Raw genomic sequence first — 21,099 nt, 5'->3', positions numbered from 1 at the left:
CGATCAGCTTCTCCGCACTTCCGAAGGGACGCCGCTCGGCGTTGGTGACGGTCGTACTACCCACGCCTGCTCCACCCTCATCGCGTGGTCGCCAGGCGCAGAACGACCTTATGGACCTGATCGTCGCGCGTGCGATCAACCTGCGCCTTGCCGCGCGTCAGCCAGCCGCCCCGCCTGGAAAGGTTGGCATGTTCATCGAGAATGGCGAGCAGGGTCAGCGTCAGATCATGCTATGGGACAACTTCGCGGAAGGTCGCTGGGAGCCGGCTGTTGCCGGTTTACGCAGGGTCACATGTGGCCTCATCATGTCGGGGTTCACTGGGGATGAGTGGGAAGCTGCCAAGCGAGGCGTCGCGGCTGACCTGAACCATCGCATGGCAGACATGTCGAAGGTCGCGAACGTGGATCTGGCAAAGGAACTGTCGCACGCGGTTGCCGACGGCCGGTACCTGATCCCGCCTGACGAACTGCTTCGCTATGCCGAGAGCATGTCGTCCCAGATGGACGCACGCTCCGGGAATACGTGGTGGCGTCACCAATGGGGCAGCGGTCTTGAGCACTTTCGAGTGGAAGCACCTGAACTAGCAAAGGTGACTGACCCGGTGGCTTCGATCCGGCGGGCCGCTAACGAGGCGATCGCATCGCCTCGCTGCAAGGTTCACTGACAGGAGGCGCACCTTCTTCTACATCAACGGGTAAGAGGAGGTTAGGAAAAGACTGATCCTTTCCCGTTTGCCGATCGCTTGTGGGACGGTCGCGAACCGTGAACGACGCTGGGCTGACGCCCAATTTCCGGCCACCAGAGGTGCCGTTTAAGTGGGTACCGTATGGTCCTCCTTAGCTTAGACCCTAGCCGGACCAAGGGGGTAAAAAGCTCGAGACTTTATAGGTGATTTGCCGAGCCAAAACGCACCAGTCTGTGCAGATCCGATGGAAGCATACCTAAAACGTACCTGCTGAAATAGGTGATTTGGCACGGTCGTGGCGCCATACCACACGACGGTATAAGAGACATAACAATGGGATCGTAGCACCAAGACCCGCTCGTTGCCGAAGGCGGCCAGCTTAGCTATACAATGCTAGTGTAATCCACAGGGGCGGGTGTGCCGATATGACGTTGCAAATTAACATCACGCCCAACGGACGCATGAGCCTGCCTGCGGATGTCCGGAAGCGTCTTGGTCTGAGTGGCGGCGGTGCAGTCTACCTGGATGAAACCGAGGATGGCGTGGTGTTGCGGACGGCAAGCCAAGCGGTGGCACGCGCTCAGGCGCTGGCCAAGCAGTACACCGGCGGTAACCCCGACGCATCCGTTGACGCTTTCCTTGCCCGACGTCGCGAGGAGAGCGGCGAATGAGCGTGGTGCTGGATGCGTCTGCGATCATTGCCATGCTCAAGGGCGAACGCGGAGCAGCAAAGGTCGCGGCCGAGGTCGGCGGGGCGCGGGTGAGCAGCGTCAACTATGCCGAGGTCGTCAGTCACTTCGTCCATGCCGGTATGCCCGAGCGCGAGGTGGATGCCATGCTCGATCCACTGCCACTGACTGTGGTGCCGGCCGACAAGGCGCTCGCGCAAATTGCTGGACGGCTGCGAGCGGCGACAGCCGAGGCGGGGCTTAGCCTTGGCGATCGTTTCTGCTTGGCACTGGCACGGCGCGATGGACTGCCCGCATGGACTAGCGACCAGAACTGGAAGAAGATTGCTGATGCCGTTGAGGTCAAGGTTGTCGCGATCCGCTGACCTCACACCGTTGTGGGGTAGGGAGGGGGCGGGACGTTCGGCTCGACAGCTATGGTGGAGAGCGGCCTGACCGCTATGGGACGAGCGTCGCGAGAAAGTGGACGTTCGTTCAGGCGACAGAGTTGAGTGTTTGGATGCCCGACGGTGGTGGGGAGCGGCCTGTCCGCTTTCGGGCGAGCCACCGCGGTAAGCTGCCGTTCGTTCAGAGGGCGGGGATGAGGTTTCCGACGACCGTCGTTGGTGGACTGCGGTCGGTCCGCTTTCGGGAAGCCGCGAGCGTAAGCTACCGTTCGCTTATGTGGCCAGGCGGAGGCCTCGAACGCCTGTTGGTGGTGGATGCACGAACTCGCTGCGCGGAAGGGCGTGCGGGACACGGTTGAGATGACGTTGTCGGCATAGTACACTGGTTGAATAGTGCGGGCGGCAGGCAAAGCATGGGGTCCCACGAAAGGAGCCCTGCCATGGCCATCTCTGCCACGATTGTTGCCGTCAGACACCTACGCCAGCGTCCTATCGACGTGATAGGTATGCGCCATTCCGGAAACTAGACGCAGCGCCACTTTATCCGCGATGTCGGGCGGTTCATGACGCTCCTAGGGCGGCCGCCCGGCACCTCGACGGCAGAAGAGGCGCCGTGCTTCCGGATGGAGCAGTGTGATCTGAGCATGCTGGCGCCAACCCTGTATGCCATCGTGGCGGCGCTGCGGTTCTTCTTTACCCAAACGCTCGAGACTGCCCGGAGCCGGCGGGCAAGCTGTTGGTGGTCCTGAGGCAGCACGAGGTGGCGCAGCTACTGGCGGTAATCACGTGCTCCAAGCTTCAGGCGGCGCTATCCATTGCTAAACTCTTGGCCTTGGCAACCTATGATCAGGGGTCGAGTGGATCGAGCGGATCGATCCGCAGAGAGGTAGCATCGGGACGGAAGGTGATCGTGTTCGGGGACGGACGCGGTCCGATCCGGCCGGGTTGGTAACCCAGCTCGCGCTGGTTGCGCGCCGTGAACGCGGGGCTGGCGATCGCATCGATATGCCCGACGTTGCTGACGACGAGCGTGTCGCGATTGAGAGGTGCGCGCAGGGCGATCAGTCGGCGGGTAGCGTTGCGCAAGTTGGTGGTCGTGTGCCGGGCGTAGGGTTCGACGATGATTGCATCGGCGGGGATACCGAACCGCTCGATCAACGCGCGGCGCATCTCGATCGCTTCGACATGCGGCGTGTCGCGGGGGTGGACCGCGCTGCCGCTGACGATGATGAACGGGGCCAGCCCTTGGGCGAACAACTCGGCGGCCATGCGGACATTCGCCTTGCCACGAGCGCTAAGCGCGGTGCTGGGATCCTCCGGACCGACCCCCAGCGCGATGATCGCGGTGTTGGGGAAGCGCGACCAGTCTAAGCGTCGTGCCTTGGCCACTGCGCCGGCATTGTAGCGTTGGTCGAGCGGCTCGAACGCGATTGCGGCGTTTTTGTCATTGGCGTCGAGCAGGGCCAGCGCCAGCGACAGGCTGGGATCGCCCGTGACCGCCGGATCACTCGCCTGCGCGGTGGCGAGCAGGACCGCATCGGCGACCACCGCCGCGAAGGCCGGAGTGCCGAACGCCTCGTCGGAACCATCGATCAGCGGATAGCGCGGCAGCTTGCCGACGCCATAGATGCGCAGCACCTCGTTTAGTCCCTCGACCTCGCGGCGGACGTCGTTAGCCTTGGCACCGGCGCTGCGGGCGAGGGCATCCCGTTCCTCGTCACGCCAGATTGCCGCCTCGACCACGCAGGGCGCAGCTCCGGCACAGGCATCGATCCGGCGCTGGCGCACCTGATCGATCGGCAGGTGCCCGCCAAGCGACGGGAACAGCCGCGCCGCCATCGCCGCCAATTGCGCGTCGCGGACCGGCGCGGCAACGGCTGGTGTTGGAGTCACGGCGGTCAACGAAGCGACCAGCACCGCTGCCACGCCGCGTCTCACCACGACTTGCTGACGATGAAGCGCACGCTGCGGCCGAAGATCGGACGCCCATAGATTGCATCGCGCGAGGTCTGCCCATCGAGCTGGTCGGTGCGGGGATTGCCCTCAGTCAGCCCCTTGTTGTTGAAGATGTTGTCGCCAACTACCTGGAACTGGAAGCCGTTATAGGTCAGCGTGCCCCCCAGCCCGAACGTGTTGTACGACGGCAGGCGCGTATTGTTGAACAGATCGACATAACGGCGGCCGACATATTCGTAGCGGCCGTATATTTCGACCTGACTGCCGCCCGCATCGAACGAGAAGGTTGGGCGGACATTGCCGAATACCTTGGGTTCGCGGATGATCTGTTTGCCGTTGACGGCCGAGGGGTCGGCGCCGGCGCTATTTTCCAGATTTTTGTACTTGGGGTCCTGATAGGTGAACGATCCCGAGACGAAGAACCAGGGCACCGGCACTATCGCGCCATCGACCTCGACGCCCTTCACCTCGGCCTGGCCGATGAAGGGTACCGCCTGATCGTTGCGCCCGGTGGTGGGGTTGAACGCCACGAACGAGGCGTTGAACGGATCAAACTTAGTGTAGAAACCAGTGAGATATAGATAGTTGCGACCGAACGACGCCTTCAGGCCGGCTTCGTACTGATCGGCCTGCGTCTTCACCAGCACCGGGTTGATGCCGTAATAACTGCTGGACTGCGGTGGCACCTCCAGATGCGAAGCGCGGGTATAGCCACCGAAATTCGTGCTGACGTCGTAGTTGACGCCGATCGTCCAGTTGGTCGCGACCGGGCTGTCCTTGCGCGACTGGCGTGCCCCGTCGAAGCTGCGCACGCTATTGTCGGCCAGGGTGGTGGGGTCGCCCAGATTGACCGAGGTCGAGGTCAGGCCATAGCCGTCGATGTGATACCATTCGTGGCGGATGCCGCCATCGATGCGCAACCCTCGCGTGATCTCCCACGTGTCGTTGCCGTAGATCGCATAGACGGTGGAGTCGACCTTGCCCTGGTTGAGCGTGGTACCATAGCGCAGCACGCCCTTGTCGGTGACCGAGCCCAGCACTGCGCCGGTGGCCGAATAGGCGACCAGATCGAGCGTACGCGGCTGGCCCCGCACCTCCATCAGGTAATCCTGATAAACTGCCTTGTTAGTTAGGCCATAGGACGATCCGTATCCGCCGATCCGCAGATCGTGCGTGCCGATGCTGGTATCGAACTTACGCGTGACGCTGACATCACCCTGGCCCGAGTAGAAGCTGGAGCCGACACCGCGATACTGGCCCTGCACGACGAGGCCCGATGCCGCATAGGGATCATAGGCGGTCGCGCCGTTGGTCCCCGACAGGGCATAGCCCAGTTGCGCGACCGGCGTCGCGGTGGTGCCGAACGCGGTGTTGGCGGCCGAGCGGAAGCTGGCGGCGAAGGTGTTGGCATCGACCGGGTTCGAGGTCGAATAAAGCGCATCGAAGTTGAGGCGGCCCTTGGTGAAGCCCGCGCGCACGGCAAGCTGCCAGCCGTCGAACTCGCCGTCATATTGCAGACCGATATTGCCATATTCCATATGGCGGCCATCGGCCAGATCGCGCGTCTCGCTCTGCGTCACGCCTGCGGCGTCGCGGTACTTCAGCGTCACGCCGCGGAAAGCGGGCGAGTTGAGCGTGCCATTGAAGAAGTTGATATAGGGGTTGAGCGACACCGACGGATTGCGCGGATCGGCAACCGGGATCGGCAGGTAGAAGCTGTTGTGGTCGTTCAGATAATTGACGCTGACCCGCACCGAGCCATTGTCGAGTTCATGCTTGATGTTCGCGCGGATCTGGCCGCCGCGATCATTGGGGAAGCCGTTGTCGCGCTGGCCGCCATCGCGGCGCAGATAGCCGCCGACCGCATAATAGGTGCCGCCGCCGAGCGGCCCGGACTGCACCGCGTCGATCCGGTAGAGATCCGTGGTGCCCACCGTCGCCTGCACCTTGCCGCGCGCGGTATCGCCGCCGGTGACGGTGATGTTGTTGACGATCGCCGCTGCCTGGGAGGCGAAGATCGGGGCAGGGCCGCCGCGCACCACCTCGACCCGCTCGGTCATCAGGTCGTAGCGGTTGAGGCTGTCGCCGCGGAAGAAGTTGCCGTTGATGTCATGGAACAGCGGCAGGCCGTCCTGCTGGAACACCGCATAGCCGTCATCGGTCGGGATGCCGCGAATACGAGTGACGTTCTGCACTTCGCCGCCGGTCGCCTCGACCTGGATACCCGGCAGCTTGCCAAGCAGATCGGCGAAGTTGAGCGGGGCCAGCCGCTTGATGTCTTCCTGCCCCAGCGAGTTCACCGCATAGGACACGTCGAAGCGCCGCTGCCGACGCGCCGACCCGGTGACGATGATGTCCGACCCGTTATCGTCCTCGGGCGCGCTGGTCGTCTGTTCGGCCGCAGCATCCGCGGGGGCCGCAGGGGTGGCGGCGGGCGGCGTCGTCTGCGCGGACGCCGTGACAGGAAAGGCGGCGACGCCGAGCAGGGCGAGACAGGTGCCGTGCAGCAGCGCGAACTTGGTAGAAGCGATCATCATTCCCCCTCAGGTCGTCAGGATGCGGCCCTTTGCGGGAGTTTGCGACATATCCGTGAAACGTCATCCATTTTCAGGGAAGTGGTTCGTCGTTTGTGACAATGGTGTTGCCGCAAAGGCGCTATCGCGCTCGCGTTGTCACGGTCAGCGCGCCACCGCGCAGCAGCGTCGCATGTTCGACCCGCCAGTCCGTCAGCGTTCGGCCGTTCCAGTCTACGCTGACGATCGTACCGTCATAGGGGCCGACCCGCCGGATTGCCAAAGCGCGGCCATTGCCCAGATCGATCCGGGCATTGGCGACCGCCGGTGTGGTGACGACATACCATGGTTCGCCCGGCACCAGCGGGTAGAGGCCAAGCGCGGCGAAGACATACCAGGCGGTCATCGCGCCGGCATCGTCATCCATGCCATCAGCGAACCCCTGCGGCGCCAGCTCGAAACTGCGACCTACGAACGGCGTTGGCCGCTTGCCGCTGTTGGTATAGGGATGCGCGATCGGCCGGGTCATGATCGTGCGGACCAGAACGGCGGTCCGCTGCGGCTCGCCGAGCACCGCGAACAGCCAGGGGACATGGATATCCGGCTCGTTGGTCATGTTGAACAGGCCTGCATCGAAGAAGTGCCGCACCTCCCCCTCGAACGTCGCGGGGCCGACCGTCTGCACCAGCCAGTCGAGATCGAACACCGGCGCCCAGCGATATTGCCACAACGTGCCCTGATACAGCCCGCGTGCCTTCACCGTGTCCCCGTCCGCGCCAGGTGTCTGGAAGATCGATTGCCACATCGGCCGATAGGCTTGGGCTTTTGCCAGAAAAGCGGCGGCCGTATCGTGATCGCCCAGATCGGATGCCAGAGCCGCGATTGCCCAATCGTCATAGGCCGCCTCGATCTGCTGATCGGGGGTATTGCGTTCCAGCGTCGCGCTGTCCCTGACCATGCCGCCCAGCGCGGCGCGCGCATCGAAGCCGGTGATGCCCTTGCGGCGCAGATCGAGCAGGGCGATCCCGGCATGTTCGGTCCGCACCGTCAGGAACGGCTCGTTCATCGTCGCCCATTGCGGCTTGCCGCGCATGTAGAGATCGGCGAGCGAGCGGGCGATATCGGCGCTGCGCCGCGGCTGCAACAGCGCGAGCAGCGGCAGTTGCGTGCGGTAATTGTCCCATAGAGACCAGCTGGCATAGCGCGTCTGGCCAGGAGCGGAGCGGGCGATGTTACCGTCATTCTCGCGGTGGCGCCCGTCTGGATCGTCGATCGCAACCGGGGTCTGGAAGACACGGAAGAGCGAAGAATAGAACAGCGCACGCTCACGGGAGTCGCCATCGACCGCGACGCGGCCCAGCACGTCGTTCCAGGCGGTGCGCGTTGCCGAAGCCACCGTCGCGAAGGGCCGCGTTGCCAGTTCCCGGTCGCGGACCAGCGCTGCTCCCGCCGGATCGACGCTCGACAGACCGGTGCGAATTTCAATCGCATCGCCGGCGCGCATCGCGATGCGCAGCGTCGCGACATCGCCCTCGCGCGTCATCGTGCGATGCAGTGGCTGCCCATTCAGCGTGATCCGGCTGCTGGTGAACAGGCGATAGCGGCCCTTGTCGCACACGGTGCCCGCGACCAGCTCCGCGCGCAGATCGTCGCTGTCATCGGTGCGCCACGCGGCCGATAGGCGCCGGGCATATTGATGGCGCGGATCGACCCTGAGGACCATGTCACCTGCTCGCGCCACGGTGAAGCGCAGCAGTCCGGCACCGCGCGTCGCGGTCGCATCGGCGAGGATGCCGTTATCATATCGCACGCTGTAACGGCCGGCCCGCGCCGTCTCGCTGCGCTTGTCCATCGCGGCGGTCCCGGTCGCACCGGCGCGACGCAGCGAGACCAGCAGATCGCCACCACCACCACCGCACCCGACGCCGACACCACGCGTATGGGAAAAGCCACGCAACCGCGTCGCGGCATGATCATAGCCAGCATGGTTGATAGGATCGGTATCCGGCCCCAGCTGCATCATCCCGAACGGCGCCACTGCCGCGGGCGACAATTGGCCATAATCCGCAAGAGTTCCTACAAAGGGATCGACCAGATCGGCGGGGGTGCTGTCGGCGAAAGCTGGCGTGCTGACGAGAAGAAGGAGGGGCGCTGCTATATATCTCATGAGCTGTACGTGCCTTTTGTGGCTTCAACCGGGTTGGTATGGCCGCTCTTGGATGACCATGATTTTCAAAGCCAATCGTAATGACATAAAGTTACGGGCCTTTGACTATTTTCTGCATGCACGACGATGCCTTGCTCCACGACGGCGGTCATGGACCACCTTTGCCAGTCCAAGCGATCTTGAGGGCGGGTTAGGTTCGGTAGGCGGTTAGACGGAAACCAGAGGCCTGAATGGACCTTGCCGGCGTCTAAACTCATCAGTTTTTACAGTGCGATAATCTCATGGGTGGTGGAGAGCGGCCAGTCGGTTCAGGGTAACCCACTCCGGTAAGCTGCCATTCGTTTAGACGGACGGCTTGAACGCCTACTCTGCTACCCAAATTACGCAGTTGCCTCTCCCCGCGCTGTGGTAGCGGTTGCTATACATGTTTCCACAGCACCGCCCAGCGAACCAACATAGTGGTCGGCACCGAGCGCACGTTGGATCTGCAAGTCGCTCAAGGCTGCTTCACCTTCTGGCCAAAGCCCGACCAGGATAGGAGCGGCACCGGTACGCGCACGCAGCCGTCGAACGAGGTAGCGCAGGTGAGAAGGCGCTCCGCCGATCTCGAGATAGGAGACGCAGACCAGCCGCGCGTTCGATGCATCCAGGTTGCCAATACTGGCACGCGAACCTGCGTCATGGGTCACCCGGCGGACACCGAAGCCGCGCTTGGTAAGAAGCTGCGCCATCATTGCGGTCACCGCATCGTCCAAGATGCCTCGACCTGCGACACAAAGGATTGACCCCTCCGTGCGCCAGTCGGCCGGTGCTTCTGGAAGCACATGGGGGGCAGTTTCAGCGAACCCCGCAGCGACCTCTGGCACTGGGTTGAGCGGAGGCTCGGGAGTATTGGCGGCATTCGCCGTGTCGTCGGCTTCGGACAGTTCGCCGACCAGTTCCAACATACCGTCCACGATACGACCAACCTTGGCGCGATCGATCGCGCCGCGTGCAACATCGGCCGCAGCGAGCTTGAGCGCCGGAAGTGCTACTTCATCGTAATAGGCCGTCAGTGAGCGTTCGGTGAGCTGGGTTTCCGCTTGGGCGAGCGCCTCGTCCGGATCGCCTGCGAGCATCCGCTGATAGAAGCTTTCGACCGGGGTTAGAGCTGGCCGGTCGCCGAGAAGGACGTCGAGAAATTCCAGGCTAGGGATATGTCGCCCGAGCACAACGAGACAGAGGGTCAGGGGCATGGACAGGACGAGGCCGACCGGCCCCCATATCCATGTCCAGAACACCGCCGCCAGCACGACGGAAAGCGGCGAGAGGCCCGTCGAGTGGCCATAGAGCAGAGGCTCCACGACATAGCCGATCAGCGGTTCGAGGATGACGAACAGCGCGACGACCTCCAGCATCGTCGTCCAGCCGGGATCGGCACCAGCGGCGATCGCCAGCGGTAGCGTCGCACCAAGCAGTGCCCCAATATACGGAACGAAGCGCAAGACGCCGGCAAGGATACCCCAGAGAGCCGGGACGGGCAGTCCGATCAGCCACAGCCCGATACCCACGATCAAGCCGAAGCTCGCATTCACAGCAAGCTGTGAGAGGAAGTAGCGAGAGAGCCTTTTGCCGGCATCGTCCATCGCGGCGGTGGTTCGATGCAGGTCGGAGGATCCGAACAGTCGAATGAGCCGGTCCCGCAGATCCTCCTTTTGCATCAGGATGAAGATGGCGACGACCAGAACGATCACGAAGGTTTCGAAGGGAGCGACAATCGGCTCCAGATAGCCGCCGACCTGTTCGAGTATCGGTGTCTTTCGCTCGCTGATCCTGACTTCCAGTGGGTTCGTTCGGGTGCCTCTGACCGCAGCGCCATCGATCGAAGACGGAGCTGGCATGGGTGTGGCTGGAGTCAGAATGCGAAGCTGATTAGCGGCAAAGTGTTGGACACGATCGAGCTTTGCCTGGATCGTTTCCGAATACGCCGGGGCGTTGTTGGCGAGAGAGGCCGCCTGCATTCCGACCATGGTGCCGATGCCGCCCAAAGTCGCTAATGCACTCAGCACCGCCAGCATGATGGCGAAGCCGCGTGGCACTCGAAGCCGGCGTAGCGCTGCGACGATTGGTGAAAGGACGAAGGACAAAAGTACCGCTAGCGTGATCGGGATTAACACGTCCTTGGCGAAAAAAAGTCCAGCGATTACGACCACGCCAACCGCCAAGCCCAGCAATCCGTCGAGGCCAGGCACCTGCGCCGGTGTTACGGTGACATTTGACGCGATGTCGACACCGCTGCCGTCATGCCTGGTTTGTGATTGGTCCATGTCGCGCTCCTTCGAAGCGCTAACCTTCCGGCGCTACCTTCGTGCCGCCAGATAGCTGACGAAATGCCTTTGCCGTGGTGGGCCGCCGCCATCACGTTTGACACCTAGCGTTTTTTCACAAGCGATAACGAATGGCGGAAGTTGGATGGCGGAAAGAACCCGTAAATGACTGGTGATGGGTCAGGCTGATCCAGTGGCGATGGGTGCGATGCCCATCGCTTCAGGCGCAACGACCTGCCAATCAAGCGCGCCCACGCCCCCAGCCGTCACGCTCAGCGAATAGCTTCTGCATTACGACCATATTGTCGGTGCCCCACTGGCATAACGGCTCAAGCGCCCGGGCGAGGCTCTGGCCAAGTGCGGTCAGCGTGTAGTCTACCCGCGGCGGCACCTCCTTGTAGTCGTTCCGGCGCAGGACGCCGTCCGCTTCGAGTTCCTTGAGTTGCTGGATCAGCACCTTGTCACTGACATCGCGGATGGCGCGCTTCAGTTCCCCATAGCGGGTGGGTCCGCGCAGCAGAAAGTACAGGATCAGCGGCTTCCACTTTCCCGAGATGACCTTGAGCGTGGCGTCGAGCCCGCAGGTGAAGGCAGGCGCGATGGGCGCGATGACGGGATCGTCGGCCAGTGGCATTTCAGACATTATAGGTACTTACCAGAAGGTGCATACTTGTCCTTAGGTAGGCCGCCAGCCAACTGCGTGCAACCAATGAATGGAGGCACTTATGACCAGACTGAACGGGAAGATCGCTGTTATTACCGGGGGTGGCACGGGGATTGGCCTGGCGTCAGCGAAGCGGTTCACCGCCGAAGGGGCGTTCGTGTACCTGTTCGGACGCAGGGCGGATAAGCTGGAAGCTGCTGTGGCGGTGCTCGGCGGCAATGCACGGGCAGTTCCGGGATCGGTTACCGATGCTGGCGATCTCGACCGGCTGTACGACACGGTGAAGCAGGAGCACGGCAAGCTCGACATTTTGTTCGCTAATGCCGGCACGGGGGCGTTGTCGCCCTTGTCCGAGATCACGCCCGACCATGTCGATGCGACGTTCGACGTCAACGTGAAGGGCACGATCTTCACGGTTCAAAAAGGCCTGAAGCTGATGGAGCGCGGCGGTTCGGTCATCCTCACCGGCTCGACCACGGGCGTCATGGGGACGCCGGCATTCAGCGTATATAGCGCCTCCAAGGCGGCGGTTCGCAACTTGGCGCGTAGCTGGGCGCAGGATCTGCGGGGTACGGGTATCCGGGTCAACGTCCTGTCGCCCGGCCCGACCCTGACCGAACTGGCGGCCGAGGTCGTTGGCCGTGGTGCCATGATCGAGATGGGGGCGACGACGCCGATCGGACATGTCGGCGAGCCGTCAGAAGTTGCGGCCGCTGCCGCCTTCCTCGCATCATCGGACAGCAGCTTCATGACAGGCAGCGAGCTGTTTACCGATGGTGGCTTGGCTCAGGTCTGATGAAATGCTCCAGCCGGCTTGAGGTCGGCTGGCACCATCAAACCAGCTCGTGCAACACCGATAGCAGCCGCGACCTTTCAATCATCGCGCCACGTGATGACGATGCCGGAAGGTCGACATGAACGGATGGCAGAAATCGGGAATGTGAAAACCGGCCGTGGATGACCGCAACTGGGTCATAACCACAATGCGAAGGAATGTGCCCTTGAACCTGACTGTACGACACAGCTGGGCCTCTTCATCCCTTTTGAACGGGCCTTCACGCATATGCTGCCAGAAGTATCCCAGCTTCATTTGCGGGCATGGGCTTGCCAAACAGGTAGCCCTGCGCATGGCTGCAACCCCTAGTTAGCAGATAGGCCGCTTGCTCGGCGGTTTCGACACCTTCAGCAACTACAGTGATACTAAGCTGATCCGCCAATCCAAGTATTGCGTCGACTATCGCCGCATCGCCGGGTTCGGTCAGCAGGTCTGCGACGAAGCTGCGGTCGATCTTGATGACATCGACCGGGTACTCCCTCAGATGCTTGAGTGATGCGTAGCCCGTGCCGAAGTCATCGAGTGCGACGGTAACACCCGCCCGGTGAAAGGCCGCCAGTGTGTCTCCCACACTCTCCGCCCCGCGGCCCAGGAACACTGTCTCGGTTACTTCCAGTTCTAACAGCTCGGTCGACAAGGCATGACGATGAAGCTGACCCATGATGCGGTCGAATAAATCGTCGCGGCGGAACTCGGCCGGTGAGAGGTTCAATGCCACGCGCATGAGGGCAAAACCCTCGTCGCGCCAGCGCGCGAGATCCTCACAGACGCGTTCGAGCATCCGCTCTCCGAGCGGGACCGCCGTTGTGAGATCGTCGAAAGCCGCTACGATCGTGTCGGGTCCCTGGATTCCAAGCGTATCGTGCCGCCAGCGCAGGAGCGCCTCAAAACCGGACAGCGCGCCGTCGCTCAGCCGGACCTTGGGTTGGTAGAAGGGCATCACGCGATCGTCGCGGGCAACCATCCGCGCAACGGAGAGCATCGATGTACGGCGCTGCATGCTCGCCCGCATCTCTGGACGAAAGCGCGAGAGTTCACCCCGTGCGTTTGTTTTGCCGGCATAGAGTGCGAGGTCGGCTGTCTTTAGCAGATCACGAGCGTTCCGCCCATCCTGCGGGAATGACGAGGATCCTACCGTTGCCTGGCAGTCTAGCGTAATCGCGTCGGCTACAACTGGCTCACGCAGGGAGCGCAAGGCTGCTTGAAGGCGATCCGCCGCAAGCTCCTTCGTCGAGGGTTCCAGGATGGCGGCAAACTCATCCCCACCTAGGCGCGCCACAACCACGTCGTCGCCCAAGGCTTGCGCAAGCCGCGCGGCGACCGTGCATAGCAGCACATCACCTGCGTCGTGTCCGATCGTGTCATTGGTTTCCTTGAGGTGGTCGACGTCAAACAATGCAAGCGTGAGCGTCGCTGAGCCCGATCGGTCCGCCCGCGCGATGGCCTCCTCCAGGGAGCGGTTAAAGGTCGCACGGTTGATGAGCCCTGTCAGAGGGTCGTGCTCTGCCGCCCAGCGAACCCGCTGCTCGGCGGTGAGCTGCTCCGTGACGTCCCGCACGGTGACAAGGACGCGTTCGATCCGTCCGTTCGCTGCCTCAACCCGCCAGCCGCTGGTCTGCATCCAGCGCAATGCCCCATCGTTCGCTCGCCGAATGCGCACCGTCAGTTCGAAGCGAGGGTGAATGTCGCCTCCTTTGATGGAGTCGATGAGCTGCTGCAATATGGGCCGATCCTCCGGAACGACCAAGGCGAGCGCAGTGGCAGGCTCTGCCGGCGCATTTGAAGCCAGACCGAGCATGGTGCGAAATACGTCAGACCAAATTCCACGGCCAAGCAGCGCGTCATAGTCCCATATACCTATACCCGCCGCCTCCGCAGCCAAACGGAAGCGCTCTTCGCTTGCCAGCAGTGCGTTCTCAGCGCGCTTTCGATCGTCGATGTTCTCCAGCGTACCGAACCAGGCCAGCACCGCACCGTCAGGATCCAGCTGTGGCGACGCACATGAACGGAACCAGCAATCGCCACCAGGGGTGCGTAAGCGATAGTCGACGTCGACCGACGTTGCTGTCTCCAGCGCCAGGTGCCAGGCACGCAGTGTTTGCTCCACGTCGTCAGGATGAAGCGCTTCAAGCCAGCCGCTATCGAGAGCTTCGCTAACATCGAGGCCGGTGATCTCCGTCCATCGAGCACTGACCGTACGAATAGCGCCGCTCGCATCCGCGCTCCAGCTGATATGGCGGGCCATCTCTACGCTGGTGCGGTAGTGATCGGCTTCCTGCCGTACCCTGGCAAGCGCATCCAGCAGGGAATGGTACGTGGCGGTTTGCCCGGGACCAACATCGTGCGTCATGTGTGCCACTGCATCGAACCAGCCCCCAGTCCGTCCCTGCGCAAACCCGCCAGCAATCTGTCACGGAGTGATAAAAATGACCATATGGTACAATGCTTTAGGCCAGATTAGTGGAAATTGGCCTGCACCTTGGAAACACCCTTCCATCATCCGACAAGCGTCAGACATCCGCTACGGTCCTGTCGGCAGCGGCGTTGGATGCCGGCTGCTTGGATGAGGGTGCTTGCCTACCTTTTGCCCATGTGAGCAAAAGTTTATCCATCCACTAGGTGTTTCCGCTTAGTCAATTATCTGAACGAACGGCAGAAGTTGGGTTGGCTAGAGGGAAATTCAAACGTCCAAAACTGGGTCTTCGCCCCTCAGGGCTGTACCGCTCCTCCGTCATTGGGCCGTGTCAAACGCTCGCGCAAAGCGCACTGGCGGCATGCCGACATGCCGGGTGAAGGCTGTGCTGAACGTGCTGGCCGATCCATAGCCGACCTCGGCGGCGATCTGACCGATCGCGAGGTCGCGTGTCCGCAACAGGCGCTTCGCCAACGCCATCCGCCAGGTGAGCAGATACTCGATCGGCGGTATGCCGATTGTGTTGGTGAAGCGTGCGAAAAAGGCGGAGCGCGACATGGCCGCTTCGGCCGCCAAGTCCGAGACCGTCCACGGATGCGCGGGGCGCGCATGCATGGCTCGCAACGCCGCAACCAGTCGTTCGTCGGACATGCCCCGAGCGAGGCTCGGCATGGCGGCGGGACCGGAGCCGCAGCGCAACGCCTCGATCAGGAGGACCTCGAGCAGGCGTTCCAGCACCAATTCGCGCCCAGGCCGTGCCTTACGGGTCTCGTCCCCGACCAAATCCATCAACGTAGCCAGCCGCGGCTCGCCGCGTGCCACCACCATCGCCGGCAGCAGCGATACGAGCAGAGCGGCGTCCGGTGACGCGAAACTGCAGATGCCGACCTGCATGCGCAGATTGACTGGCTGATCCACCTGTCCGATGCGGAACCGCCCCTCGCCGATCTCGGTCGGGCTCATGACGGCGCCGTCCGGCGGTGGGTCCATGCTCTCAATGCCGTCTATGGCCCGATCGCCAGTAGCCGGCAGCAGCACGAAGTCGCCGGCCCGCACAACGATCGAGGCTTGGCCGGCGTTCACGACCCGGCATTCGCCTTCCAGCACCGCGAAATAGACAGGCTTCCCCTCGACGTCGCGGCGGATGCGCCAGCGCCCGGCATATTCGACCAGTTTGGAGAAGCTCGCGGAGGGCCGTAGCAGGGTCACGATCTCGGCAAGCGGATCAATGGTCATATCAGGACGATCGCCAACGAAGTCGGGATTGTCGACCATAGCCAGTCTTGATCCGGGAAACCATCTTCGGCGCTCCCATACTCGTCAATGGAGCAAGACATGCCCAGCGTCCTCATTACCGGCTGTTCCTCGGGATTTGGTCTCGAAACCGCAAAGCTGTTCCTCGACCACGGCTGGAGCGTCGTCGCAACGATGCGCACGCCTAACCCCGACCTGCTGCCTTCGTCTGACCGGCTCACCATCCTGCCGCTCGACGTCACGGACCGCGACAGCATCGCCAGCGCGGTCGCGCAGGCGGGGCCGGTCGACGTGCTGGTCAACAATGCCGGTTTCGGCGCCGCGGTCCCGATCGAGCTCATCGAGTTCGAGACGGCGCGCCAACTCTTCGAGACCAATACGCTTGGCACGCTTGCGATGATGCAGGCGGTCCTTCCGGCTTTCCGCGAGCGCCGATCGGGCGTGATCATCAACGTGACCTCGACCGTCACGCTGAAGCCGCTGCCGCTGGTCAGCACCTATCGTGCCAGCAAGGCCGCGGTGAATGCGCTCACCGAAAGCCTGGCGGTCGAGATGCAGCCGTTCGGCGTACGCGTCCATATCGTGCTGCCCGGCCGTTCCCCAACGACGCAGTTCGGCGCGAGCGCGAGGCCGCACCTGCGTGGTCTCGACGATCCCGACTACAAGCCGATGATCGAGGGTATGATGAAACAGTTTCAGGAGGACACTGGGCCGGTCACCCATGCCCGGGACGTTGCAGCTGCGGTGTTCGAGGCCGCGACCAACCCGTCCGCACCGCTTAAGATACCCGCCGGCGCCGATGCGATTGCCTGGATGGCGGACGCCGCCTGACGTGTGAAACCCGGTGTCCGGCGGGTACCTACCCGCCGGACACCGGGCGACAGCCCGAACATTAGGCGGAAGCCAGCCGGACTGCCGTCTCGCGATAGCCATGCAGGGGCCGGCCGAGCAGACTTACCAGTCGCTCGCGGTCGCCGGCCTCCGGGATCATCCCGTCGCTGACGTAGCGCTCGGCCATCAGTCGCATCTCATAAGCCATCCAGCGCGGCATGAACGTCGCCATATTCTGCTCGAAGCCGCTGGGATCGTTGCCGCCGTAGATCACGGGGCGGCCGAGGACGTCGCACCATATCGCTGCCACGTCCTCGCCGGTCAGCGTCTCGGGACCGACCACGTTGATCGTCTCGAACGGAAGCTTGCCGGGTGCGCGGTCACGCCGGATCAGCTCGATCGCGGCGACCTCGGCGATGTCGCGCGCATCGACCATGGCCACGCCCTTGCCGCCGATCGGCATCGGATAGACGCCGCGCTGAAGGATCACGTCCTTCACCATCGCCTCGTTGTCGATGAAATAGGTCGGGCGCAGAATGGTGGCGCCGAAGTTCATCGCCTCGAGCATCCGCTCGGCACCCGATTTCACCGCGAAGTGGGGTACGTTGACGGCGCGGTCAGCATCGAACACCGACAGATAGACGACGCGATCGACACCGGCCTCGCGCGCGACGTTGAGCGTGACGATCGCCTGGGTAAATTCGTCACCGGTCACCGCGTTGAGCAGGAACAGCGTCCTTACGCCGACAAAGGCCGCGCGCAGGGAGTCGATGTCGAGCAGATCGCCCTTGGCAACATCGACGCCGGCCGGAAACGCCGCCTTGGTAGGGTCACGGGTGAGAACACGGACAGAGGCGTCGCGCGCGACGAGCTGCTCGACGACATGGCGGCCGACGCGTCCGGTGGCGCCGATTACGAGGATTGTCATGAGGTGTCTCCTTGGGTCTTGCTGACCCGAGCAAGATGCGTGATCCATCTTCAGGCAAATAGACGCGCAATCTGGACGCGCCGTCTCATAGATGGAACGATATGGACCTACTTGCGCTCGCCGATTTCACGCTAGTCGCCCGCCATGGCGGTTTCGGCAAAGCCGCGCGCGCCGCACGCAGGCCCAAGGCGACGCTGTCGCGCCGCGTGGCGGAGCTCGAGGCCGCGCTCGACCTGCGCCTGTTCGAGCGCGGCCAGCGCGACCTCAAGCTGACGGAGGAGGGGCGGGCGCTGGCCGACAGGGCAGGCGCTCTGCTCGCGGAACTCGAGGAGACGACACTCGAGATCGCATCGGGCAGCGCGGCGGTCCGTGGACGCCTCAGGATCAGCGCGCCGCTTCTCTTCTCCCAGACCGCGATGGGGCGTCTGGCGGCCGGTTTCGCGCAGCACCATCCCGATGTCCGACTGGAGGTCACGACCGACGATCGCGCGGTCGACATGATCGAGGAGGGCTATGATCTCGTCATCCGGGTGAACCCGGCAGCGGACGATGCGCTGGTGGGCCGGCCCTTCCTCCACGACCGACTGGTCGTCGTTGCTGCACCTGATCTGTCGTTGCTGGCCGGCGGCATCTTTCCTGCCGTGGTACGCGACCGCGACGTTGAGAGCAGCTGGACGATCGACACCGCCGATGGGCAACGCGCAATCGCGATCGATCCGGTGCTCCGATTGTCCTCGCTGGTGATGATCCGGGATGCGGCGCGTCTTGGTGCCGGCGTGGCACGCTTGCCCCTCTCTCTGGTCAGCCGGGACATCGCAGGAGGGCGTCTGATTGCGTGGGGTGATGTCCCGGCCTCGCGCGTCGCGCTATGGGCACTCTACCCCTCGCGACGCCTGCTCAACGCCAGGGTGTCGGCATTTTTAGAGTACCTGCGGCAATCTTTTCCGAACGGGACGGCCGAGGAACTGGCAGCCTATCTGGATGATCGGCGCTGACCGTCAGCGGCTCGCCGGTCACGACGCCTGACGTGAACGAACGGCGGCTTCCGGGCAGCGTCTAACTCGCTGCGAATGTCCGGATTTGGGTCTAGCCGGAAGATGTAGGGTGGATGCAATCGCCAAATAGCGGACCTTTTGCTCATTTGGCTCAAGCTCAGGCGAAATCAAAAGCGTGACAGCAGCTCTTTCTTTTTCGCTTGGAACTCTTCATCCGTCAGGATGCCGTCTTCATGCAGCTGAGCTAGCTTACGTATTTGATCTACGATCACGTCAGTCAGCTGCACAAGTCCAGCAAAGTTGGCGGAGGGGTCGTTCGGCATTTCGTTCATGAGCAGCCTTTCGCGTCACATGCGAAGCGTAGTAATTTACCAACACACTGCAAGCTGAAAATGGACGCAGCACTTGAGCGTCGGATTATACGTCACGGCTAGCTGGAGCGAACGGTCCGCTCCCACCAGGTCACGACATTCGTCAGTGGATGACCGGTAGCAAGCCGGTCGTTCGCAACGATGAACAAGCGTCTGAAGTTGGGGAGCGGGAAGGGTGGGTTGAATGACCGATTGTGGGTCGAGCACGCTACAGTTGTCCCGCGCAGAAGGCCATTAGACTGCGGCCGGTCTGGTAGTGGGGGCTGGCACGTTCTACAGATCAGCAATGACGATCTCCCTTCGCTCAGTGCAAGTCGGGCAGGCAGCTCCGCTCGGTCCCAACGGTGTTCCCAGCGGCTTCATCAAGCTTCCAATCGACCACCGCGTAGGGCTGGATGCTTTGGGGCTGTTGGGCGATGAGCAAGCTGACCTTACGGTTCACGGTGGACCAGAAAAGGCTGTCTATGGTTACGCCAGCGAGCATTACGCTGCCTGGCGGTCAGAGTACCCGGAGTACGCCGACCTCCTCTTCCCAGGCGCTTTTGGTGAGAACCTGACCATCAATGGCTTGAATGAGGAGAAAATCCGAGTCGGAGACGTGCATGGGATCGGGAGCGCGCTGTTGCAGGTCTGTCAGCCGCGGCAGCCATGCTTCAAGCTGGCGCTTCGCTTCAACGACAACCGGCTGCCGAAAGCCATGGTTAAATCCGGTCGTGCGGGGTGGTACTACCGAGTGCTGCAAACTGGAGAACTGGCCGCAGGCGACGAGGTCAGACTGGTCGAGCGGCCGCAGCCTGGCTTCCCCTTCTCGCGCCTAGTCTCCATCATAAACCACGGCGACGCGACAGCCGAGGAAAACGCATCGCTGGCAGCGATGTCGGAGGTAGCGGCTTGGATCCGAACGCGAGCGCAAGACAGGATAGGTAGGACGGCCTGAACGGCCGCGACTGAACCTGGTAACCTGAACCAACGTCAGGTTCGGGGTAGCACTGCAGCGGTACTGAACGGCCGTTTCTGGGTCGCCTTGGCCGCCAGGTAGTAGCGAGCCGTTGTGCAACCTCCTAACGTGGACGGTATGACGCAAGTGGCCTGCCCTGATGCGCGATAGCATCGCGATGCTTACCGAACGGGAGAGGGAGACACTGCGGCTGCTCCTGAAGGGATACGACGCCAAGTCGATCGCTCGACATTTCGATCTATCGGTCCACACCATCAACGAGCGGCTACGTGATGCGCGCAGGAAATTGGGCGTGGCTAGCAGCCGCGAAGCGGCCAGAATCCTAGCTGAGGCGGAGCGGACTGACCCCGAAGGCATAGGGGACAAACTTTTGGGGGTCTCTACTACCAGAGCCGATGTGCTTCCCGCTCAGCCTGCGGGCTACTGGCAGGGCGCAGCTCACCGGTTCGCCTGGCTAAGCGGAGGAATGTTGGTCATGTCACTTTTGATCGCTGCGGCTGTTCTCACATCTGCCTTGCACGTTGACGGCAAGTCGGGCGCAGGGGACGCAAGCTCGCGGGTTACCACCGTCAATGCGTCTGCCTCGATGAGCCAGGGTGCGGCGCGTCAATGGCTGGCCCTGTTGGATAAGGAACAATGGGAAGCAAGCTGGCGGGCTGCCGCTGCCATCTTCAAATCTCAGATTTCGGCTGCACAATGGGCAACGATGATCCAGCCGGTTCGGCTGCCGCTCGGCTCAGTTTCCTCGCGGACGTTCCAGAACGTAACAAGGGCTACTATCCTACCCGGTGCGCCGTCAGGGGATTATGAAGTCATTCAGTTTCGCACCGACTTTGCTCACAAGCCAAGTGCCATTGAGACCATCACGCTCGAACATAAGAGTGATGGATGGAAGGTGGCAGGTTATTTCATAAAGTAGAATAAGGCGTTCTGACTTAAAATATAATCAGCGAAAAATTGAAAAAGGGCTTGGGGGGGGGGTGCACCTTCTTGAGCTAAAATTGTCAACAAGCATAACATTTGACGTGCTCCCCTGAAACTCCGCCAATTTGAGCTAGAGTCCGCCTTCGTGAGGAGACGGACGTGAAGAAGAGTAGGTTCAGCGAGGAGCAGATCATCGCGGTACTGCGCGAGCAGGAGGGCGGGA

Annotated in this window: 17 protein-coding genes; 8 read left to right on the top strand and 9 right to left on the bottom strand. The window is 62.5% G+C overall.

What is annotated here, in order from left to right; all coding sequences use genetic code 11:
- The 3 genes from BRX43_RS18110 to BRX43_RS18100 form a co-directional block, all read left to right on the top strand.
- Window positions 1–665: hypothetical protein (locus BRX43_RS18110; protein ID WP_206433270.1), on the top strand; the 665-nt coding region annotated here is incomplete at its 5' end.
- A 446-nt stretch (window positions 666–1,111) separates the two neighbouring features.
- Window positions 1,112–1,357 carry an AbrB/MazE/SpoVT family DNA-binding domain-containing protein gene (locus BRX43_RS18105; RefSeq protein WP_022676113.1) on the top strand — a complete coding sequence of 82 codons (246 nt, stop codon included), beginning with the start codon at window positions 1,112–1,114 and terminating at the stop codon, window positions 1,355–1,357.
- The gene (locus tag BRX43_RS18100) at window positions 1,354–1,740 is read left to right on the top strand and encodes a type II toxin-antitoxin system VapC family toxin (RefSeq protein ID WP_056413651.1); all 387 of its coding nucleotides are present in this window, start codon (window positions 1,354–1,356) and stop codon (window positions 1,738–1,740) included. Before BRX43_RS18105 ends, BRX43_RS18100 begins: the two co-directional genes overlap by 4 nt.
- 867 nt (window positions 1,741–2,607) lie before the next feature.
- Here the strand turns inward: BRX43_RS18100 and BRX43_RS18090 are convergent.
- The 5 genes from BRX43_RS18090 to BRX43_RS18070 all read right to left on the bottom strand — a co-directional run bounded on the left by BRX43_RS18090 (window position 2,608) and on the right by BRX43_RS18070 (window position 11,337).
- Window positions 2,608–3,699, bottom strand: coding sequence for a YdcF family protein (locus tag BRX43_RS18090; RefSeq protein WP_241215060.1), 1,092 nt, complete (start codon window positions 3,697–3,699; stop codon window positions 2,608–2,610).
- Window positions 3,696–6,251 (bottom strand): TonB-dependent receptor, encoded by a 2,556-nt coding sequence (locus tag BRX43_RS18085; protein ID WP_125996485.1) that lies wholly within the window; start codon window positions 6,249–6,251, stop codon window positions 3,696–3,698. Before BRX43_RS18085 ends, BRX43_RS18090 begins: the two co-directional genes overlap by 4 nt.
- Before the next feature lie 121 nt (window positions 6,252–6,372).
- On the bottom strand, window positions 6,373–8,397 hold the full coding sequence (locus BRX43_RS18080) for a glycoside hydrolase domain-containing protein (protein ID WP_125996482.1): 2,025 nt from the start codon (window positions 8,395–8,397) through the stop codon (window positions 6,373–6,375).
- Between the two features lie 380 nt (window positions 8,398–8,777).
- Entirely contained in the window at window positions 8,778–10,703 is a 1,926-nt protein-coding gene (locus BRX43_RS18075; RefSeq protein ID WP_125996481.1) for an AI-2E family transporter, read from the bottom strand.
- A 241-nt stretch (window positions 10,704–10,944) separates the two neighbouring features.
- Window positions 10,945–11,337 (bottom strand): helix-turn-helix domain-containing protein, encoded by a 393-nt coding sequence (locus BRX43_RS18070; protein ID WP_125996480.1) that lies wholly within the window; start codon window positions 11,335–11,337, stop codon window positions 10,945–10,947.
- A 91-nt stretch (window positions 11,338–11,428) separates the two neighbouring features.
- Here BRX43_RS18070 and BRX43_RS18065 point away from each other — a divergent pair, with 91 nt between their 5' ends.
- Window positions 11,429–12,163: an SDR family oxidoreductase gene (locus tag BRX43_RS18065; RefSeq protein WP_125996479.1), complete on the top strand. Its 735-nt coding sequence runs from the start codon at window positions 11,429–11,431 to the stop codon at window positions 12,161–12,163.
- 259 nt (window positions 12,164–12,422) lie between these two features.
- Here the strand turns inward: BRX43_RS18065 and BRX43_RS18060 are convergent, their stop codons facing one another.
- Window positions 12,423–14,552 carry a GGDEF domain-containing phosphodiesterase gene (locus BRX43_RS18060; RefSeq protein WP_125996478.1) on the bottom strand — a complete coding sequence of 710 codons (2,130 nt, stop codon included), beginning with the start codon at window positions 14,550–14,552 and terminating at the stop codon, window positions 12,423–12,425.
- Between the two features lie 381 nt (window positions 14,553–14,933).
- The gene (locus tag BRX43_RS18055; RefSeq protein WP_241215059.1) at window positions 14,934–15,890 is read right to left on the bottom strand and encodes an AraC family transcriptional regulator; all 957 of its coding nucleotides are present in this window, start codon (window positions 15,888–15,890) and stop codon (window positions 14,934–14,936) included.
- Between the two features lie 60 nt (window positions 15,891–15,950).
- Here BRX43_RS18055 and BRX43_RS18050 point away from each other — a divergent pair, with 60 nt between their 5' ends.
- Window positions 15,951–16,700: an SDR family oxidoreductase gene (locus BRX43_RS18050; protein ID WP_125996477.1), complete on the top strand. Its 750-nt coding sequence runs from the start codon at window positions 15,951–15,953 to the stop codon at window positions 16,698–16,700.
- 61 nt (window positions 16,701–16,761) lie between these two features.
- On the opposite strand, the gene BRX43_RS18045 is transcribed toward BRX43_RS18050, so the two are convergent.
- Entirely contained in the window at window positions 16,762–17,628 is an 867-nt protein-coding gene (locus BRX43_RS18045) for an NmrA family NAD(P)-binding protein (RefSeq protein ID WP_125996476.1), read from the bottom strand.
- A gap of 101 nt (window positions 17,629–17,729) precedes the next feature.
- On the opposite strand from BRX43_RS18045, the gene BRX43_RS18040 reads away from it, so the two are divergent.
- Window positions 17,730–18,623 (top strand): LysR family transcriptional regulator, encoded by an 894-nt coding sequence (locus BRX43_RS18040; protein WP_125996475.1) that lies wholly within the window; start codon window positions 17,730–17,732, stop codon window positions 18,621–18,623.
- A gap of 167 nt (window positions 18,624–18,790) precedes the next feature.
- Here BRX43_RS18040 and BRX43_RS18035 read toward each other — a convergent pair whose 3' ends face one another.
- Window positions 18,791–18,955, bottom strand: a complete 165-nt coding sequence (locus tag BRX43_RS18035) for an SHOCT domain-containing protein (RefSeq protein ID WP_125996474.1) — start codon at window positions 18,953–18,955, stop codon at window positions 18,791–18,793.
- A gap of 325 nt (window positions 18,956–19,280) precedes the next feature.
- On the opposite strand from BRX43_RS18035, the gene BRX43_RS18030 reads away from it, so the two are divergent.
- On the top strand, window positions 19,281–19,931 hold the full coding sequence (locus tag BRX43_RS18030) for an MOSC domain-containing protein (RefSeq protein ID WP_125996473.1): 651 nt from the start codon (window positions 19,281–19,283) through the stop codon (window positions 19,929–19,931).
- A gap of 160 nt (window positions 19,932–20,091) precedes the next feature.
- The gene (locus BRX43_RS18025) at window positions 20,092–20,871 is read left to right on the top strand and encodes a DUF4019 domain-containing protein (RefSeq protein WP_125996472.1); all 780 of its coding nucleotides are present in this window, start codon (window positions 20,092–20,094) and stop codon (window positions 20,869–20,871) included.
- Window positions 20,872–21,099: the final 228 nt, after the last annotated feature.

Origin of the sequence: Sphingomonas sp. S-NIH.Pt15_0812 (assembly GCF_003951315.1) — a bacterium.
In the GTDB taxonomy this organism is placed as follows: Bacteria; Pseudomonadota; Alphaproteobacteria; order Sphingomonadales; family Sphingomonadaceae; genus Sphingomonas.
The sequence above is the reverse complement of the archived record's forward strand: the minus strand, read 5'-3'. Positions and strand labels throughout refer to the sequence as shown.

Excerpts from the sequence above, each read along its gene's own strand:
- BRX43_RS18105 (WP_022676113.1), top strand. The coding sequence starts at position 1,112 with ATGACGTTGCAAATTAACATCACGCCCAACGGACGCATGAGCCTGCCT.
- BRX43_RS18100 (WP_056413651.1), top strand. The coding sequence starts at position 1,354 with ATGAGCGTGGTGCTGGATGCGTCTGCGATCATTGCCATGCTCAAGGGC.
- BRX43_RS18085 (WP_125996485.1), bottom strand. The coding sequence starts at position 6,251 with ATGATCGCTTCTACCAAGTTCGCGCTGCTGCACGGCACCTGTCTCGCC.
- BRX43_RS18080 (WP_125996482.1), bottom strand. The coding sequence starts at position 8,397 with ATGAGATATATAGCAGCGCCCCTCCTTCTTCTCGTCAGCACGCCAGCT.
- BRX43_RS18075 (WP_125996481.1), bottom strand. The coding sequence starts at position 10,703 with ATGGACCAATCACAAACCAGGCATGACGGCAGCGGTGTCGACATCGCG.
- BRX43_RS18070 (WP_125996480.1), bottom strand. The coding sequence starts at position 11,337 with ATGCCACTGGCCGACGATCCCGTCATCGCGCCCATCGCGCCTGCCTTC.
- BRX43_RS18065 (WP_125996479.1), top strand. The coding sequence starts at position 11,429 with ATGACCAGACTGAACGGGAAGATCGCTGTTATTACCGGGGGTGGCACG.
- BRX43_RS18060 (WP_125996478.1), bottom strand. The coding sequence starts at position 14,552 with ATGACGCACGATGTTGGTCCCGGGCAAACCGCCACGTACCATTCCCTG.
- BRX43_RS18055 (WP_241215059.1), bottom strand. The coding sequence starts at position 15,890 with ATGGTCGACAATCCCGACTTCGTTGGCGATCGTCCTGATATGACCATT.
- BRX43_RS18050 (WP_125996477.1), top strand. The coding sequence starts at position 15,951 with ATGCCCAGCGTCCTCATTACCGGCTGTTCCTCGGGATTTGGTCTCGAA.
- BRX43_RS18045 (WP_125996476.1), bottom strand. The coding sequence starts at position 17,628 with ATGACAATCCTCGTAATCGGCGCCACCGGACGCGTCGGCCGCCATGTC.
- BRX43_RS18040 (WP_125996475.1), top strand. The coding sequence starts at position 17,730 with ATGGACCTACTTGCGCTCGCCGATTTCACGCTAGTCGCCCGCCATGGC.
- BRX43_RS18035 (WP_125996474.1), bottom strand. The coding sequence starts at position 18,955 with ATGAACGAAATGCCGAACGACCCCTCCGCCAACTTTGCTGGACTTGTG.
- BRX43_RS18030 (WP_125996473.1), top strand. The coding sequence starts at position 19,281 with ATGACGATCTCCCTTCGCTCAGTGCAAGTCGGGCAGGCAGCTCCGCTC.
- BRX43_RS18025 (WP_125996472.1), top strand. The coding sequence starts at position 20,092 with ATGCGCGATAGCATCGCGATGCTTACCGAACGGGAGAGGGAGACACTG.